This window comes from Lactobacillus paragasseri (assembly GCF_003584685.1).
Lineage (GTDB): Bacteria > Bacillota > Bacilli > Lactobacillales > Lactobacillaceae > Lactobacillus > Lactobacillus paragasseri.
Genome location: NZ_AP018549.1, coordinates 1,429,950 through 1,446,056, shown reverse-complemented (window position 1 = coordinate 1,446,056; position 16,107 = coordinate 1,429,950). Strand labels below are relative to the sequence as shown.

Sequence of the window (16,107 nt, the reverse complement as noted above, 5' to 3'; positions counted from 1 at the left end):
AAAGCGGGCGTTAACTTTGCCCGCTTTTTTCTTGTCCTCGAAATTAACGTGGAGGTGAATACTCATACCAAGAAATATGATCTTAAACGAAGATATTCGTGCTCGTGAAGTTCGTTTAATTGGAGTTGATGGCCAACAAATTGGTGTCGTTTCTAAGAATGAAGCTTTACGTAAAGCAGCTGACGCTGACCTTGATTTGGTTTTGCTTTCTCCTAATGCTAAGCCACCTGTTGCTAGAATTATGGACTATGGTAAATTCCGTTTTGAACAACAAAAGAAAGCCAAAGAAAACCGTAAGAATCAAAAGGTTATGGCTGTCAAAGAAATTCGTTTAAGTCCAACAATCGAAGGCAATGACTTTGACACTAAGTTAAAGCATGTTCGTAAATTCTTGACCAAGGGCGCTAAAGTTAGAGTTTCTATTCGCTTTAGAGGCCGGGCAATTACTCACAAGGAGTTAGGTAAACAGGTCTTAGAGAAGATGGCTGATGAAGCTAGTGACTTATCTAATGTAGTTACTAAGCCTAAGATGGAAGGCCGTTCAATGTTCTTAATGCTTGCTCCATTAAGTGAGAAAGATAAAAAGAAAAAGTAGTTAATTGGAGGAATAGATATGCCAAAGCAAAAAACACACCGCGCTTCAGCAAAGCGTTTCAAGAGAACTGCTAATGGTGGTTTAAAGCGTCACCATGCTTACACTGGACACCGTTTCCACGGTAAGACTAAGAAACAACGTCGTCATTTGAGAAAAGCTGCTATGGTTTCAGCAAGTGACTTAAAGCGCATCAAACAGATGCTTTCCCAAATGCGTTAATTATTAGAAGACTTTTTGAGGAGGAATTTTAGATGCCAAGAACTAAAGGTGGAACCGTAACACGCGCTCGTCGTAAGAAGATCATGAAGTTAGCCAAGGGTTACCGTGGCTCAAAACACTTACAATTTAAAGCTGCAAGTACTCAAGTATTTGTTTCTCGTAAATATGCTTTCCGTGACCGTAAGAAGCGTAAGAGTGAATTCAGAAAATTATGGATTGCTCGTATCAACGCTGCTGCAAGACAAAATGGTCTTTCATACTCTAAGTTAATGCACGGCTTAAAGGTAGCTGGTATTGACATGAACCGTAAGATGTTAGCTGATATTGCTTACAACGACGAAAAAGCTTTTGCTGATTTAGCAGATGCTGCTAAGAAAGCTTTGAACTAAAAATATTAAAAATGCTCCGCATAAGCGGAGCATTTTTTTCTCAAATTTGATTGAAGATATGTAATAAGCGACTTTTTTCTTGGTTAGAAGCAAAGGCGGCATTAATGGAGTTTAATAATAATTGATGATCATCTAAATTTGTAAGATTAGTTTTAGTTTCAAGTAATTTAAACTCTTTAGGTAAATTGGTATTTGAAACGGTCATGTTATCACAATTTAGAGTTGCTTTTATTTTTCTTGAAAGCAGAGTTTTGATCGGATATGAGTCGATTTTTTTAAATACTTTAGTATTAAGATTAGAAGTGGCGCAACATTCTAGGGTAATATGTTGGTTAATTAATTCTTGAACTAGTTGCTCACTTTCTAAGCAGCGAATTCCGTGACCAATTCTTTTAGTGCCTAAGTCTAATGCTTCTTGCATTGATTCAGGACCTGCAGCTTCTCCTGCATGAATTGTAAAAGGAATGTGCATTTCCTTAGCATCATCAAAGAAAGGCTTAAATTTTTTATTTGGAATTGGTCCTTCTGGCCCTGCTAGATCAATACCAACAACGTGTTCTTTAGCATATTTAGCAGCTAGTTTAACAGTTAAGTAGTTTTCTTTTTCTCGATCAGGCAAGCGCATAAGGCAGAGAATTAAGTTGGCGTGCAGAGGATAAAAATTATCTTCATGGTTATTTTGCCAGTTGTAGAATTTCTTTAATCCTAAAATACAGGCCTTAATTGCATCTTCTTGAGTAAGATCTTTTTGGGTGTGGAGCTGTGGAGCAAAACGGATCTCTGTATAAACTAAACCTTGAGAGCGGAGTTTCTGTAAAAGATCAAAAGTTGCTGTTTCTAGATCTTTTTTTGTTTGCAGAAATAACAATGGAAAGTCGAATTTAGTTAAATATTCTTGTAAATCAGCACATCTTTCAGAAACAGATAACTTTTCTTTCAATTGCGAGTCAGTTAAATTGGAAAAATTGTGTACTTCCATTAACTTTTTAACGGTAGTGTATGGCAAAGAACCATCTAGGTGAAGATGGAGATCAATAAAATTCTTCATTTTTAACTCCTTTGTGTAATACGGTGGAAAAGTTTAAATTGTTCTTATTTTACCATCTTTTGTGCTAAAGAAAAGTAAAATTTTAATTTTTTAATCAGCAAATGTTTCTAAAGATTAAAGATTTCTGATACTATAGATGTGAGAAAAAAGTGGAGATTTTTTAATGTTATTTAGACCTCGTTGTACAATAGATACTATCTATCATTTAGATCCAAAACAGTTAAAAAAGATGGGGATTAAGGCTGTTTTTAGCGATTTAGACAATACTTTGCTTGCATGGAACAAAGCTGATACAGCAGTTGAAATGGATCAACTTAATCGCCGTTTAGCAAAAGCTGGAATTCGTTTAGTTGTTATTTCGAATAATAATGCTGAACGGATTGGAAAAGTTTTGAATCCATATCATATTTCTTTTATTGCAAAGGCTAGAAAGCCTCTTCCCATCGGAATTAATCAGGAATTAAAAGAACTAAATTTACAAAAAGATCAGGTTCTAATGGTTGGCGATCAATTGATTACTGATATGCAGGCTGGTAATTTAGCTGGTGTAGCTACAGTTTTGGTAAAGCCATTAGTTGAAACCGATAAGTGGAATACTAGAATTAATCGTTTTTTTGAAAAATTTATCTTCTTCTTTTTGAATTTAAGAAAGCCAGTAGTTTTTAAGGAGAAATTAGAATGAGTGAAGAATTGCGTTGTATTGGTTGTGGAAGTATATTGCAGGATCAAGATCCTAAAAAGTCAGGCTATTTACCAACTTCTGCCTTAAAAAAAGCTTTAACAAGTGATGACAATGAGGTATATTGCCAGCGCTGCTTTAGATTAAGACATTATAACGAAATTATGCCAGTTAAAGAAAATAACGATGATTTCTTGGCATTGCTCAATTCAATTAGTCAAAAAAAAGCCTTGGTTGTTAACGTAGTTGATTTATTTGATTTTAGCAATTCATTAATTTCTTCGATTAAACGTTTTATTGGCGGTAATGAATATATTTTAGTTGGTAATAAGGTAGATTTATTTCCGAAAAACTCTAAAGAGTCAAAAATCAAAGACTGGATGCGTCAAGAAGCCAACCGAAATGGTTTAAAGCCAGAAAAAATCTTTTTAGTTTCAGCTGCTAAAAAGAAAAATTTAGCTGATTTGATGGCTTTTTTAGCAAAAAAGGGTGAAAAGAAAGATATTTATTTTGTTGGAACTACTAATGTTGGTAAATCGACTTTAATTAATGCAATTATCAATATGAATAGTGATTTAAAAGATGTCATTACTACGTCTAAGTTTCCTGGAACAACTTTAGATGAAATTAAAATACCTCTTTCTAATGGTCATTATTTAATTGATACCCCAGGAATCCTGAACGCTAATCAATTGGCTAGTCACTTGAGTGGCAAAGAATTAGAAGTTGTTGAACCAAAGAAACCATTAAAGCCTGCAACTTACCAGTTATTACCGGGACAAACAATTTTCTTAGCTGGCCTCGGGCGCTTTGATTATGTTGATGGCCCATCAGCTGGTTTTACAATTTATGTGGCACGAGACCTTTATGTTCATAGAACCAAGACTGAGAATGCTGATACATTTTATGAAAAGCATAAAGATGACTTATTACTTCCACCAAGTAAGGAAGATAATTTAGGACCATTAAAAGGACAAACATTTTCACCAAAAGAAAAAAGCGATATTTTGTTTGGAGGCGTAGGATTTATTACAACACCAGCTAATGTTGTAGTGAAGGCTTATACGCCGGAAGGCATTGGTTTAGGAATTAGAAGAGCGTTGATATAATGCAGTGCGTTGTAAAAGAAAAGCCACAAGTAAAATTTGAACCAGCTACAAGTTCTGCTCAGCAAATTGGAATTATGGGAGGAACTTTTAATCCAGTCCATCTTGCTCATTTAGTAATGGCAGAGCAAGTTAGAAAGCAACTTCACTTAGACGAAATATGGTTTATCCCCAATAATACTCCACCTCATAAACAATTAGCAGGTAATGTCAGTGCTAAAGACCGCTGTGCGATGCTTGAATTAGCTACGCATGATAATCCATATTTTCATGTTAAACTTTTTGAGATAATGCGGGGCGGTACTTCATATACAGTTGATACCTTGCGTTATTTGAAAAAAAGAGCACCACGTAATCAATATTATTTGATTATGGGGAGTGATGAAGTAAATGATTTTGAAAATTGGCGTGAACCTGAAACAATTGCCCTTTTGTCGACATTAGTAGGAGTTAGAAGACCAAACTATCCACAAAATCCGAGATTCCCTATGATTTGGGTAGATGCTCCAAATTTAGATATTTCGTCTTCTCTAATTCGTAAAAATGTAGCTACCGGTAATTCTATTCGGTATTTAGTGCCTGAAAGTGTTCGTTTATATATTGAATCAAGAGGCTTATATCGTGACTGAAATTAATTTTGCAAAAACATATTCCCCGTTAACTTCTGCTGAAATTGTTGCTCAAGAAAAAAGCAACATGGATGAAAAAAGATTTAAGCATTGTATTGGTGTAAGTGAAACGAGCCGTAAGTTAGCTGAACTTAATGATTATGATCCGGATAAAGCAGCTTTAGCTGGATTTATTCATGATTATGCAAAGCAAGTACCTCCAGAACGATTTATTAAGGTAATTAAGGAACAACACTTTGATCAGGACTTACTTAACTATAATCGTGCTATTTGGCATGGCATTGTTGGGGCATATTTTATTGAGAAAGAGTTAAAGATAACTGATCCTGAAATTTTAACTGCAATTAGACGTCATACAACAGCAGATGTTGAAATGTCTACTTTGGATAAAATTGTTTTTGTGGCTGATTTTATTGAACCTGGACGTGATTTTCCTGGAGTAGAAGAAGCCAGAAAAGTAGCTTTTGCTAATTTAGATGATGGAGTAGGTTTTGAACTAGCTCATACGCTTGACTTTTTAATAACTAATAGAAAAAAGATATATCCTAAGACTTTTGCCGCATATAATAAATGGGCTGTGAAAGATTAGAATTTTGAAAGGAAAAAATAAAATTGGATAGCAAGAAATTATTAGATTTAACCGTAGAAGCAATTGATGAGAGACATGGTGAAGATACTGAAGCATATGATATGCAAGGAATTAGTATTTTAGCAGATTACTATGTTGTAACTACTGCAGGCTCAAATCGTAAACTTCATGCAATTGTTAATAGCATTATTGATAAAATTCATGAACAAGGAAAAGAAGATTACCGTATTGAAGGAACACGTGATTCTAACTGGCTTTTAGTAGATATGGGAGATGTAGTTGTAAATGTCTTCACTGCGGATGCTAGAGACTTTTATGGCTTGGAAAAGCTCTGGAGCAATGGTAAGAAGTTAGAATTAAACTTAGATTAAAGGAAGACGTATGAGTGTAATTGGCATTGTAGCCGAATATAATCCTTTTCATAGTGGACATGAATTTTTATTAAATCAAGCACGTTTAGTTGCCGAAAATGATCCAATAATTGTTATAATGTCAGGCAATTATGTTCAACGTGGACAAATGGCGATTATGGACAAGTGGCAAAGAGCCAAAGCAGCTTTAAATTCAGGTGCTGATTTGGTATTTGAACTACCTTTTTCTTTTGCAGTTCAACCAGCTGATATTTTTGCTAACGGTAGCATCAGGATGTTAAGCAATTTAGGAGTATCAGAATTATTTTTTGGAGTGGAAGATGCTAATTTAAATTTCTCTTATTTAGGACAAAAAATAAATCAAATTCCTAAAAATCGAATGGATTTTAGAGATTATACTCAAACTTATGCTACGCAATATAATGAAATGGTTGCTAGAGAAGTAGGTCATGAAGTAAACCAGCCTAACATGATGTTAGCTGTTGCTTATGCTGTAGCTAGTGAACAACTAGAAACTCCGCTTCATCTGCATCCCGTGACAAGACTAGGGAGTGGGCACGATGATCCACTTTTGCAAGACAAGATTATTTCTTCTGCTACTGCAATTAGAAACTATTGTTTACATCACCCAAATGATTTAACTGAATTGAAAAAGTATCTTCCTAAAGGAGAACTAGCAGCACTAGAAAAACAAAAAGTCTACCCCAATTGGAATCTTTTATTTAATTTTTTAAAGTATCGGATTGAAAGCGCCAGTTTAGAAGAATTACGCTCAATCTATCAAATGAGCGAGGGTTTAGAGTACAAAATGAAAGAAGAAATTCATACTGCGGAAGATTTTACTTCATTTTTACGCCAGATTAAGTCTAAACGCTATACTTATGCGCGCCTAAGAAGACTTTGTCTCTACACTCTTTTAAACGTAACCGAAAAGGAAATACAGACTTCATATCAAGATGTTTCAACGCTATTGCTTGGCTATAATAGTCGTGGAAGAAATTATCTTAAGAAAATTCGGAAAGATGTTGAACTCCCAATTATTTCTAAAGTCGATAAGAAAAATGCAGCGAGTGGAACTTTAGGTCTGCAAGTAAGAGTAGATCGACTTTTTGAACAAATTATGGGTGAAGATCAAAACTTTGGTCGAAGACCAATCGAGGTAAAATAATGTTAAATTTTTCATATTCACAAATTAAAAATAGCCGTAATCCCTTGACTCACGTTGATGAAGATGTCGAGTTAAGTAAAGATTTTTTTGATAGAAGTAAAGAATTACTTGAAGATGCCAAAAATGTGCATGTTAGTGGCGATTTCTTTTATGATGAACCCTTTGTAACTGGGAATTTCACTGTAGAAGCAGATGTAATTGCCCCATCTACTCGAAGTTTGAAGCCGGTAAAACTGCATCAAGAGTTTAATTTTACTGAAAATTATAGTGAAGTTGAGCCAACTCAAGAGCAGCTTGATGAAGAAGATACTATCGTAACTGTTAAGGATGATAAAATTGATCTTCAAAAAGCTGTAGAAGACAATTTATTATTAAGCTTACCATCAGTTATTCTAACGCCCCAAGAAAAAAGTGAAGGTGATTTCCCTGAAGGAGAGGGATGGAAGGTTATTTCTCAAGCGGCTTATCAAGAAGAACAATCAAATAAGGAAAATCCAGCCTTTGCTAAGCTTAAAGATTTATTCAAAGATGAAAAAAACAAGGAATAAACCCTTGCATTAATGTATTTTTAAATTTAATATTAATTTATTAATAAAATTTTTAACCAGATTAATTATAGTGTGGAGAAAATAATGAGTAAAATTCTGATTATTGAAGATGAAAAAAATCTTGCCCGTTTTGTAGAACTAGAATTAAGACATGAGAAATATGAAACTCAAGTTGAAGGAAATGGTCGAAAAGGATTAGATTTAGCATTAAACGAAGATTTTGATGCAATCTTACTTGATTTAATGTTGCCAGATCTTAATGGATTAGAAATTGCTCGTCGCGTTCGCCAAGAAAAAAATACTCCAATTATTATGATGACTGCAAGAGATTCAGTGATTGATCGAGTTTCTGGCTTAGATCATGGTGCTGATGACTATATTGTTAAGCCTTTTGCAATCGAAGAATTATTGGCTCGTTTACGTGCAGTCTTAAGAAGAGTACAAATTGAAAAGAGAGCTATGGGCGACACGATGGGGGTTCAAAAAGTTGTTCATTTTAATGATTTAACCATTGAAACAGCCAATAGAATCGTTCATCGCGGAGATAGTACAGTCGATCTGACTAAGCGTGAGTACAACTTGTTAATGACATTAATTGAAAACAAAAATAACGTTGTTACTAGAGAGCAACTCTTAAATAAGATTTGGGGACCTGAATCTAAAATTGAAACTAATGTTGTCGAAGTTTATGTACGTTATTTACGTAATAAGATCGATGTACCGGGCCGTCCTTCATACATCAAGACTGTTCGTGGTACCGGTTATATGGTAAGAACGGATGAAAATGATGAAGCACGTGAAGAAGCAAAATAAATCGACCAAAGAGACCCCCAAGTCCTCGCTAACCTTTAAGTGGGTAAGCTTAGTTGCAGCGACAATTACGGTCTCTTTTGTTATATTTTCAATTGCAATTTATTCTTTAGTAAAGCAGCAAATTGTTTCGCAGGAAAGAAATTTGACTGAAAGTGTTGCCACCACCTTTCAGAGAAGATTGGTCGAAATTCCGACCAGTCTCCAGATTTCAAATGTTGTTCCTCAGCTTTCGCCTAATACTAATCGAATTTTGGAAGGGCAAACCCCTATTACTTCAAATGATGGGGGAAATGTCTTTAATGATGATGTTTTAGCGACTTTGTCGAATCGAGATACAAGTATTACTATTTATAATCCAAGCGGAGATGTGGTCTTTAGTAATGGAAATGTTCCTGATAATGGAATGCCTCATTTTAGCAAGACAGAGAATCATGTTTTAAAGGTAGAAAACACAAAAGGAAAAATCCATATGAAAATTTATCAGAAGATTTTTTCTGATAAAACACATCGATTAACTGGATACTTAATTGTTGATAATTCGATGGATCAACAAAATCATGTTTTGAAATCAATTCGTAATTGGATGATTGGTCTGTCGATTATTGCAATTATTGTTTTTGTCGGTTTATCATATTTGATTGTTAATAGTGTTGTCCAACCGATCAAAAAGATGTCACAGATTTCTCATGATATTAATGAAGATCCAACTAATAAACGAAGAGTTCCAGATCTCCATCGAAATGATGAGTTAGGTGAATTAGCTACCTCATTTAATGAAATGCTAGATCGAATGCAGGCGTATATGCAGCAACAGAAGCAATTCGTTGGGGATGTATCTCATGAGTTACGTACACCGGTGGCTGTAATTGAAGGACACTTGAACTTACTAGAACGATGGGGAAAAGATGATCCGCAGGTCCTAGAAGAATCAATTCAAGCTTCTCTTCAAGAAAGCAAACGGATGAAACATTTAATTCAGGAGATGCTTGACTTAACTAGGGCTGAACAAGTTGATTTACAGTATCCTGATAAAACGGCTGATGTTAACGAAGTTCTTAATCGAACAGTTAATGATATGAGAATGATTCATCAAGATTTTACAATTACATATGATGACAGTGACTTAGCACCAGATACAATTATCAAGATCTATCGTAATCACTTAGAGCAAATTTTGATTATTTTAATTGACAACGCAATTAAGTATTCTACGGATCGTAAAGAAATATTAGTTGATGCAGCTACCGAAAAAGATAAAGTTAAAATTTCCGTCCAAGATTTTGGTGAAGGTATTGCGCCTGATGAGCAAGATAAGATCTTCAATCGTTTCTATCGTGTAGATAAAGCTCGAACTCGTGAAAAAGGTGGTAATGGTCTAGGTTTAGCTATTGCTCAAAAATTAGTTGAAAGCTACCATGGAAAAATTAGTGTTAGTTCGACACTTGGTTCAGGTAGTAAATTTATGATTGAATTTCCTTTGTTAAAGTCTAAACAAGAAAATAAATGATAATAAAAAGGAATCCATTTTGTAGTGACCTACAAAAATTGGATTCCTTTTTTATTTGCTTATTAATCTTTATCAGAGTTATGAGGACGTTTTTGCTTACCAGCATTTCGTGCACGTAAATCTTGATGAAGATCTTTTTCTGTTTCGTTATTAGTATTTGATGAAGTAGTAGTATTAAGAATACTATCGATTGTTTCTTGAGTGACTACCACCTTAAGTGGACGCTCATTTAATTCAGCTGCAACATCCTTTTTTACTTTTGGCATGATGATGAATGTAGTAATTACTTGTTGCAAGATAGCAATTAAACCACCAACTAAGAAGTAAAGAGCTAAGGCGCCAGGAGCTGAAATACTGATGAAGAAAGTCATTGCTGGACTCAAAATCAAAGTCATCTGCATGGCTTTCTTCTGTTCTTCAGGAATTCCAACCATTGATAGATAACCTTGAATTACATAAAGCAAGGTAGCAATGATGGTTAGAACAATTGAGCGCTGCCCCAAAGAAATACCAAAGAAACTTGAAGCAGCTAATTCTTTAGAATAAGCTACTGCTTGATAGATCCCAATCATAATCGGCAGTTGGATAAGTAATGGTAAACATCCCATTCCACCCATCATGGACATATTGTTATCTTTATAAACTCGCATTTGAAGTTGGCTAATTTGCATTTGTTGCGGTTGAGTTAAGCCAGGTTTTTTCAGTGCTTCTTGAATCAACTTCATTTGTGGTTGAAGTTTTTGAGTCTTTTCTTGCTGTGTAGTCATTTTGCGCTGAGATGCAAGACGAAGCGGCATAACAATTAACTGAACAACAAAAGTAATGATAATAATTGCCCAGCCAGCACCATTTGAGCCACCAATTTGATGCTCAACAGCTAACATGATATTTTGAATTGGCTTACCAAAAAGACTAAAAACCCAAGCATATGGTCCACTAGTAGGTGCTTGATAGATACTTTGACTATTGTTAGCACAACCAGTTAAGACTAATGCCAAGATAGTTAGCATGGCAAATAGACTAAAATATTTAGTTTTTGATTTCATTAACTATAACCTTTCCTACTTTATTGTTACTGGAATAAAGTTTACTAGTTATTTGTTAAAGTATCAATAAACCACACTAAAGCGAGTAAATTTTTCTGCATTGGAGATTGTATTTAAATCAACATGATCCACATGTCCAGCTACTGATGGTGAAGCTTTAATTTTTTTAATAAAATGTTCTAAAGGAAGCTCCTCCCCTTGAGCTACAATAGAAACTGATCCATCAGGATTATTTTTAACAGTGCCGGTAATTCCTAATTCTTGTGCAATCATTTGCGTGGTCCATCTAAAGCCAACACCTTGGACAAGACCGGTAACTTTCATTGTGACAGTTTTCATAAATATCGCTCTTTTCTTTATCTTCTAACTTAAATTTTAACATGTTAATTTTGAGCGAGGTAATTTAAAATATTAGATTAGAAGGAAGTAGAAATTATGATAGAAATTAATTCAGTAAACAATCCCACAATTAAGAGTCTTAGAAAGCTAGAACAGAAAAAATATCGTAAAAAGACTCAAACTTATTTAATCGAAGGTTTTCATTTAGTTGAAGAAGCACTCAAGAATCACGAAAATTATCTATATATTTTAGGAACTTCAGCAGCTTTAGTAAAACTTACTGCTCATTATAAGTTGAAGGATGACAAGGTAATTCAAATTACTGATGCAATTGCAGAGCATTTGAGCAGTACTAAGAATAGTCAAGATATTTTTATGGTTTTACCGATTAATCAGCCTAAATCATTTAGTTTTGAATATGGAAAATGGGTTGTTTTGGACAACTTAACTGATCCAGGAAATGTAGGCACTATTATTCGTACAGCTGATGCAGCTGGATTTGATGGAGTTGTTCTATCTGAAGAAAGTGTAGACTTGTATAATCCCAAAGTTCAGCGTAGTATGCAGGGCAGTCAATTTCACATTCAAATTGTTCAGAATCCAATCTTAGCAGCAATTGGTAGCTTTAAGGAAAATGGAATTCCAGTTTATGTAAGTATTCTAGATAAAACAGCCAAATCATTGAATAATTGCATTTCTGTTCCTCAATTAGCCTTAGTAATTGGCAATGAAGCTCATGGGGCAAGTAAAGATGTAATTGAAACAGCAGATAAAAAGATTTATATTCCAATAAAAGGTAAGGCAGAGTCATTAAATGCAGCAGTAGCAGCTGGAATCATGATTTATCATTTTTCATAAGCTTACAGCTTGTTTTAAGTAAGTAATATTACTATAATCTTTAGTATAGATTGATCTAAAAATATTTTGATTTTTTAGGAGGAATTATAAATGTCCCAAGAAATTGAAAGCAAAACTAAAATGGGTGACTGTCCAGATCCAGAAGATTACTCACTGTGTTCGCATTTTATTGATGCTTTTGCAATTATTGGAAAAAAATGGAATGGTTTAATTATTAGCTCTTTGTGCGATACTAATGCAATGCGTTTTAAAGATTTAGCACGTTGTATTAGTAAGTGTTCTGATCGAGTTTTAGTTGAGCGATTGAAAGAACTAGAAAAGGACGGTATTGTTAATCGTACAGTTGATGAAAAGAGCGGTATTATTAGCTATACTCTGACTCAAAAAGGAGCAGACTTACAACCTGTTTTTGAACAAGTTCATAATTGGGCAGATAAATGGGCCTAAAGATAATTGCAAAGTTAAGTAAAAAGATTTAAGATACTATTATACTTAAATGCAATGATTAAGATTAGTAATGTAGATATCTTTTTAGAGAGAGTTTGATTGGTGGAAAAAACTTAAGATAGAAGCATGAATTTCATCTTAGGAGCAGAATCTAATCAATTCCGGTATTTCACCGTTATATGAAGAGAGTGTGAACACGCACTTTTTGTGCTAGTTCAAACTAGGGTGGTACCGCGAAGCTTCGTCCCTTTTGGGACGGAGCTTTTTTTGTTGGAAAGGAAAATGAGATGGACTTATTCGATAGAATAAATAAGTTAAAAGAAGAAGGATTAGATCAAATCAAGCAAGCTAAAAATCAAAAGATGCTTGATAAGATTAGAGTTGAATTAATGGGGCGTAAGGGTGAATTAACTCAAATTCTACACTCAATGAAAGATATCGCACCTGAAAATAGACCAAAAGTAGGTCAAGAAGTAAATCAAGTTCGTGATATTCTTCAAAAGCAATTAGATGAGGCAAAAGATCATTTCTTACAAGCAGTAATTGCTCAAAAATTAGAAGAAGAAAAGATTGACGTGACTTTACCAGGACGTGAAGGACATTTAGGTTCAAAGCACCCAATCAATATTATCTTGGATGATTTGGAAAGCTACTTCATTGGTATGGGATATAAGGTAGTACAAGGTCCAGAAATTGAAACAGATCACTACTGTTTCGAGATGATGAACTTACCTAAGGATCACCCAGCACGTGATATGCAAGCTACTTTCTATATTGATAGTGAAGACTTGCTTAGAACTCAAACTTCAGGAGATCAAGCAAGAGTCTTAGAAAAGCATGATTTTTCTAAAGGACCATTAAAGATGGTGGGTCCTGGTAAGGTGTACCGTCGTGATGATGATGATGCGACTCACTCTCACCAATTCCAACAAATGGAAGGTTTAGTAGTTGATAAAAATGTTACTATGTCGGACCTTAAAGGTACCTTAGAAATGATTGCCAAGCATGTCTTTGGTCAGGATCGTAAAACTCGTCTTCGTCCATCCTACTTTCCATTTACTGAACCATCTGTTGAAATGGATGTTTCTTGTTTCAACTGTAACGGTAAGGGATGTCCAATTTGTAAGTATACTGGTTGGATTGAAGTACTTGGTGCTGGAATGGTTCACCCTAACGTTTTAGAAAATGCTGGCGTTGATTCAACAGTTTATGGTGGTTTTGCCTTCGGTTTAGGCTTGGACCGTTTTGCAATTTTGAAATACGGTATTTCTGATATTCGTGATTTTTACACCAACGATGTTCGTTTCTTAGCACAATTCCGTAAGGAGGAAGATTAATGCTTGTTTCATATAACTGGTTGAAAGATTTTCTTGATTTAGACGAAAATCCTAAAGATTTAGGAGAAAAAATTACTAGAACTGGTGTCGAAATTGCATCAGTAGACCATCCAGCAGAAGGCTTAAAGAAGTTAGTAGTTGGTCACATTTTAGAATGTGAAGATATTGAGGGAACTCACTTACATAAGTGTCAAGTTGATGTAGGTGAAGATGAACCAATTCAAATTGTTTGTGGAGCTCCAAATGTTGCAGCGGGTGAAGATGTGATTGTTGCTTTACACGGTGCAAGAATCGCAGGCAATGAAAAGATTAAGCGTGGTAAAATTCGCGGAATTAAATCAAATGGAATGATTTGTGGTCTTCAAGAAATTGGTTTTGCAGATAAGACTGTTCCTCAAAAATATATTGATGGAATCTTTGTTTTCCCTAAAGATTCCGATGTAAAACCAGGTGAAGAAGTTTATGAAGCACTTGGTATGGATGACTACATTTTAGACTTTGATATTACCCCAAACCGTGCTGATACTTTATCAATGGAAGGTGCAGCATATGAAGTTGGTGCAATTGTCGATAAAAAGCCTAAGGTTGAACCAGTAGTTCTTAAAGCAGATGGTCCTGAATGGACTAATGAATTAGATGTTAAAGTTGATGAAAAATTAGCGCCTAAGTTTTACTTAAGAAAAGTTTCAAATATTAAAATTGGCGAAAGTCCATTATGGATGCAGAGACGTCTTTGGAATGCAGGATTGCGGCCAATTAATAATGTGGTTGATGTAACTAACTATGTAATGCTATTGACTGGACAACCACTACATGCCTATGATGCTCGTACTTTTAAAGATGGTAAATTAGAGGTTAGAAAAGCTAAGAAAGGTGAGAAGCTTACTTTACTAAACGATAAAGAAGTTGACTTAGATCCAAACGATATTATTATTACCGATGGTCAAAAGCCAGTAATGATGGCTGGTGTGATGGGCGGTAAAAATTCAGAAGTAGAAGATGATACGACTGATGTAATTTTAGAATCTGCTATTTTTGATGGAACTAGTGTTAGAAAATCTGCTTTACGTCATGCTAATCGTACTGAAGCTTCAAGTCGTTTTGAAAAAGGGGTTAATTGGGATAACACGCAAAAAGCTTTAGATATTGCTGCTCTGTTATTACGTAATGATGCAAATGGTACTGTTAACGAAGGTGAAATTAAGGCAGCTGATGTGCAAAGAAATCCTTCAGTAGTTAAAACTACTGTTTCATACATTAACAAGGTATTAGGAACAGAATTAAGTAGATCAGAAATGGAAAAGATTTTTGATCGCTTAGGCTTTACTGTTGATGGATCAAAAGATGAATTAATTGTTACAGTTCCGAATAGAAGATGGGATATTTCTATTCCAGCAGATTTAGTTGAAGAAGTAGGTAGAATTTATGGCTATGATAACTTAAAGTCTACTCAACCTCTTTTAGCTGAAACTCATGGTGGATATTCAGAAAAAGAAACTGCTATGCGCAGAATCAAAGATATTGTTCAAGGGCAAGGCATGATGGAAGCAATTTCTTATTCATTGACTTCTCCGGAAAAAGCAATTTCATTTACCAAAGATCCTAAGCCAGTTGTAGAAGTTCAATGGCCATTGAATTCAAGCCGTTCAACGATGAGAGAAAACTTATTAACTGGTTTAGTTGATGCTGCAAGCTATAATATGGCACGTAAGCAAAAGGAATTAGCCTTATTTGAACAAGGTAGAGTTTATGATCATGAAAATAATACTTTTAATGAACATGAACATTTAGCTGCTCTTTATTCAGGACATACTGTGTCAGCAAATTGGCAACATTTAGATCAAAAGATTGATTTCTACTTTGTAAAAGGCCAATTAACTAATTTATTTAGAGCAATTGGAATTAAGGATACAGATATTGAGTATCGTCCAGAAATCATAGTTGGTATGCATCCAACTAGAACAGCTGGTATTTACCTTAATGATCAATATGTTGGTTTAATTGGGATGATTGCTCATACAGTTACTACCCTTGATAAGGCATTGCGTGGAAGTGAAATTTATGGCTACGAAATTGATTTAGATACGATTGTTTCAATGCTTCATAAGGGAATGAAGGCCAAAGCTGCTCCTAAGTTCCCAGCAATTGAACGTGATTTATCATTATTAGTACCTAATGCAGTAACTAATGCCCTAATTGAAGCCCAAATTAAATTAAATGGTGGCAAGTATCTTCATGGTATACAAGTCATTGACGTTTATGCTGGTAGTCAAATTGAAGCAGGCCATAAGTCAATTTCTTATTCATTAACTTTCTTGAATGAAAAAGATACATTAACTGATGAAGTAGTTACTAAAGCAATGGAAAAAATTGAAGCAGATCTGAAAGAAAGTCTAAAGATTAAAGTTCGTTAATTCTT

At 34.6% G+C, this 16,107-nt stretch carries 19 protein-coding genes and 2 other annotated features (1 of these 21 cut by a window edge); of the genes, 16 read left to right on the top strand and 3 right to left on the bottom strand.

The features are described 5' to 3' along the window. Positions 1 to 38, top strand: a sequence feature (ribosomal protein L20 leader region) (it extends 75 nt beyond the left edge of the window). A 38-nt stretch (positions 39 to 76) separates the two neighbouring features. The 3 genes from infC to rplT are packed head-to-tail and all read left to right on the top strand — an operon-like array spanning position 77 to position 1,203. Next, the gene (gene infC / locus LpgJCM5343_RS07045; RefSeq protein WP_003646916.1) at positions 77 to 595 is read left to right on the top strand and encodes a translation initiation factor IF-3; all 519 of its coding nucleotides are present in this window, start codon (positions 77 to 79) and stop codon (positions 593 to 595) included. An 18-nt stretch (positions 596 to 613) separates the two neighbouring features. Continuing rightward, the gene (gene rpmI, locus LpgJCM5343_RS07040; protein ID WP_003646917.1) at positions 614 to 814 is read left to right on the top strand and encodes a 50S ribosomal protein L35; all 201 of its coding nucleotides are present in this window, start codon (positions 614 to 616) and stop codon (positions 812 to 814) included. A gap of 32 nt (positions 815 to 846) precedes the next feature. Further along, positions 847 to 1,203: a 50S ribosomal protein L20 gene (gene rplT, locus LpgJCM5343_RS07035; RefSeq protein WP_003646918.1), complete on the top strand. Its 357-nt coding sequence runs from the start codon at positions 847 to 849 to the stop codon at positions 1,201 to 1,203. Between the two features lie 40 nt (positions 1,204 to 1,243). On the opposite strand, the gene add is transcribed toward rplT, so the two are convergent. After that, on the bottom strand, positions 1,244 to 2,251 hold the full coding sequence (gene add, locus LpgJCM5343_RS07030) for an adenosine deaminase (protein ID WP_049151033.1): 1,008 nt from the start codon (positions 2,249 to 2,251) through the stop codon (positions 1,244 to 1,246). Positions 2,252 to 2,414: 163 nt separating this feature from the next. Here add and LpgJCM5343_RS07025 point away from each other — a divergent pair, with 163 nt between their 5' ends. From LpgJCM5343_RS07025 to LpgJCM5343_RS06985, 9 genes are all read left to right on the top strand, one after another. Continuing rightward, positions 2,415 to 2,933 carry a YqeG family HAD IIIA-type phosphatase gene (locus LpgJCM5343_RS07025; protein WP_101890861.1) on the top strand — a complete coding sequence of 173 codons (519 nt, stop codon included), beginning with the start codon at positions 2,415 to 2,417 and terminating at the stop codon, positions 2,931 to 2,933. Further along, positions 2,930 to 4,039, top strand: coding sequence for a ribosome biogenesis GTPase YqeH (gene yqeH, locus LpgJCM5343_RS07020; protein WP_101890860.1), 1,110 nt, complete (start codon positions 2,930 to 2,932; stop codon positions 4,037 to 4,039). The genes LpgJCM5343_RS07025 and yqeH overlap by 4 nt, the downstream gene beginning before the upstream one ends. After that, positions 4,039 to 4,665, top strand: coding sequence for a nicotinate-nucleotide adenylyltransferase (locus LpgJCM5343_RS07015; protein ID WP_003648366.1), 627 nt, complete (start codon positions 4,039 to 4,041; stop codon positions 4,663 to 4,665). Before yqeH ends, LpgJCM5343_RS07015 begins: the two co-directional genes overlap by 1 nt. Further along, positions 4,658 to 5,254, top strand: coding sequence for a bis(5'-nucleosyl)-tetraphosphatase (symmetrical) YqeK (yqeK, locus tag LpgJCM5343_RS07010; RefSeq protein WP_101890859.1), 597 nt, complete (start codon positions 4,658 to 4,660; stop codon positions 5,252 to 5,254). The genes LpgJCM5343_RS07015 and yqeK overlap by 8 nt, the downstream gene beginning before the upstream one ends. Before the next feature lie 23 nt (positions 5,255 to 5,277). Continuing rightward, complete coding sequence (rsfS, locus tag LpgJCM5343_RS07005) at positions 5,278 to 5,625, top strand: ribosome silencing factor (RefSeq protein WP_101890858.1); 348 nt, start codon at positions 5,278 to 5,280, stop codon at positions 5,623 to 5,625. Between the two features lie 10 nt (positions 5,626 to 5,635). Further along, entirely contained in the window at positions 5,636 to 6,793 is a 1,158-nt protein-coding gene (locus LpgJCM5343_RS07000; protein ID WP_003648369.1) for a nucleotidyltransferase, read from the top strand. Next, complete coding sequence (locus LpgJCM5343_RS06995) at positions 6,793 to 7,341, top strand: YceD family protein (protein ID WP_020806747.1); 549 nt, start codon at positions 6,793 to 6,795, stop codon at positions 7,339 to 7,341. Before LpgJCM5343_RS07000 ends, LpgJCM5343_RS06995 begins: the two co-directional genes overlap by 1 nt. Before the next feature lie 84 nt (positions 7,342 to 7,425). After that, on the top strand, positions 7,426 to 8,154 hold the full coding sequence (locus LpgJCM5343_RS06990; RefSeq protein WP_101890856.1) for a response regulator transcription factor: 729 nt from the start codon (positions 7,426 to 7,428) through the stop codon (positions 8,152 to 8,154). Then, a complete protein-coding gene (locus tag LpgJCM5343_RS06985; RefSeq protein WP_077958718.1) occupies positions 8,120 to 9,661 on the top strand; it encodes a HAMP domain-containing sensor histidine kinase in 1,542 nt (513 codons plus the stop codon). The genes LpgJCM5343_RS06990 and LpgJCM5343_RS06985 overlap by 35 nt, the downstream gene beginning before the upstream one ends. A gap of 62 nt (positions 9,662 to 9,723) precedes the next feature. Here the strand turns inward: LpgJCM5343_RS06985 and yidC are convergent, their stop codons facing one another. Further along, positions 9,724 to 10,707, bottom strand: a complete 984-nt coding sequence (gene yidC, locus LpgJCM5343_RS06980; RefSeq protein ID WP_003648373.1) for a membrane protein insertase YidC — start codon at positions 10,705 to 10,707, stop codon at positions 9,724 to 9,726. Positions 10,708 to 10,770: 63 nt separating this feature from the next. Continuing rightward, positions 10,771 to 11,046: an acylphosphatase gene (locus LpgJCM5343_RS06975; RefSeq protein WP_003648374.1), complete on the bottom strand. Its 276-nt coding sequence runs from the start codon at positions 11,044 to 11,046 to the stop codon at positions 10,771 to 10,773. A 96-nt stretch (positions 11,047 to 11,142) separates the two neighbouring features. Between LpgJCM5343_RS06975 and LpgJCM5343_RS06970 the strand changes: the two genes are divergently transcribed. From LpgJCM5343_RS06970 to pheT, 4 genes are all read left to right on the top strand, one after another. After that, entirely contained in the window at positions 11,143 to 11,904 is a 762-nt protein-coding gene (locus LpgJCM5343_RS06970) for a TrmH family RNA methyltransferase (RefSeq protein ID WP_077958719.1), read from the top strand. A 90-nt stretch (positions 11,905 to 11,994) separates the two neighbouring features. Next, entirely contained in the window at positions 11,995 to 12,351 is a 357-nt protein-coding gene (locus LpgJCM5343_RS06965) for a winged helix-turn-helix transcriptional regulator (protein ID WP_003646931.1), read from the top strand. A 45-nt stretch (positions 12,352 to 12,396) separates the two neighbouring features. After that, positions 12,397 to 12,603, top strand: a binding site (T-box leader). 35 nt (positions 12,604 to 12,638) lie between these two features. Then, positions 12,639 to 13,688, top strand: a complete 1,050-nt coding sequence (pheS, locus tag LpgJCM5343_RS06960; protein WP_048685117.1) for a phenylalanine--tRNA ligase subunit alpha — start codon at positions 12,639 to 12,641, stop codon at positions 13,686 to 13,688. Continuing rightward, positions 13,688 to 16,102, top strand: coding sequence for a phenylalanine--tRNA ligase subunit beta (gene pheT, locus LpgJCM5343_RS06955; RefSeq protein ID WP_101890854.1), 2,415 nt, complete (start codon positions 13,688 to 13,690; stop codon positions 16,100 to 16,102). The genes pheS and pheT overlap by 1 nt, the downstream gene beginning before the upstream one ends. The last annotated feature ends 5 nt before the right edge of the window (positions 16,103 to 16,107 follow it).

Bases quoted from the DNA above. Each gene is read 5' to 3' on its own strand.
- infC (WP_003646916.1), top strand. From the start codon at position 77: ATGATCTTAAACGAAGATATTCGTGCTCGTGAAGTTCGTTTAATTGGA.
- rpmI (WP_003646917.1), top strand. From the start codon at position 614: ATGCCAAAGCAAAAAACACACCGCGCTTCAGCAAAGCGTTTCAAGAGA.
- rplT (WP_003646918.1), top strand. From the start codon at position 847: ATGCCAAGAACTAAAGGTGGAACCGTAACACGCGCTCGTCGTAAGAAG.
- add (WP_049151033.1), bottom strand. From the start codon at position 2,251: ATGAAGAATTTTATTGATCTCCATCTTCACCTAGATGGTTCTTTGCCA.
- LpgJCM5343_RS07025 (WP_101890861.1), top strand. From the start codon at position 2,415: ATGTTATTTAGACCTCGTTGTACAATAGATACTATCTATCATTTAGAT.
- yqeH (WP_101890860.1), top strand. From the start codon at position 2,930: ATGAGTGAAGAATTGCGTTGTATTGGTTGTGGAAGTATATTGCAGGAT.
- LpgJCM5343_RS07015 (WP_003648366.1), top strand. From the start codon at position 4,039: ATGCAGTGCGTTGTAAAAGAAAAGCCACAAGTAAAATTTGAACCAGCT.
- LpgJCM5343_RS07000 (WP_003648369.1), top strand. From the start codon at position 5,636: ATGAGTGTAATTGGCATTGTAGCCGAATATAATCCTTTTCATAGTGGA.
- LpgJCM5343_RS06995 (WP_020806747.1), top strand. From the start codon at position 6,793: ATGTTAAATTTTTCATATTCACAAATTAAAAATAGCCGTAATCCCTTG.
- LpgJCM5343_RS06990 (WP_101890856.1), top strand. From the start codon at position 7,426: ATGAGTAAAATTCTGATTATTGAAGATGAAAAAAATCTTGCCCGTTTT.
- LpgJCM5343_RS06985 (WP_077958718.1), top strand. From the start codon at position 8,120: ATGAAAATGATGAAGCACGTGAAGAAGCAAAATAAATCGACCAAAGAG.
- yidC (WP_003648373.1), bottom strand. From the start codon at position 10,707: ATGAAATCAAAAACTAAATATTTTAGTCTATTTGCCATGCTAACTATC.
- LpgJCM5343_RS06975 (WP_003648374.1), bottom strand. From the start codon at position 11,046: ATGAAAACTGTCACAATGAAAGTTACCGGTCTTGTCCAAGGTGTTGGC.
- LpgJCM5343_RS06970 (WP_077958719.1), top strand. From the start codon at position 11,143: ATGATAGAAATTAATTCAGTAAACAATCCCACAATTAAGAGTCTTAGA.
- LpgJCM5343_RS06965 (WP_003646931.1), top strand. From the start codon at position 11,995: ATGTCCCAAGAAATTGAAAGCAAAACTAAAATGGGTGACTGTCCAGAT.
- pheS (WP_048685117.1), top strand. From the start codon at position 12,639: ATGGACTTATTCGATAGAATAAATAAGTTAAAAGAAGAAGGATTAGAT.
- pheT (WP_101890854.1), top strand. From the start codon at position 13,688: ATGCTTGTTTCATATAACTGGTTGAAAGATTTTCTTGATTTAGACGAA.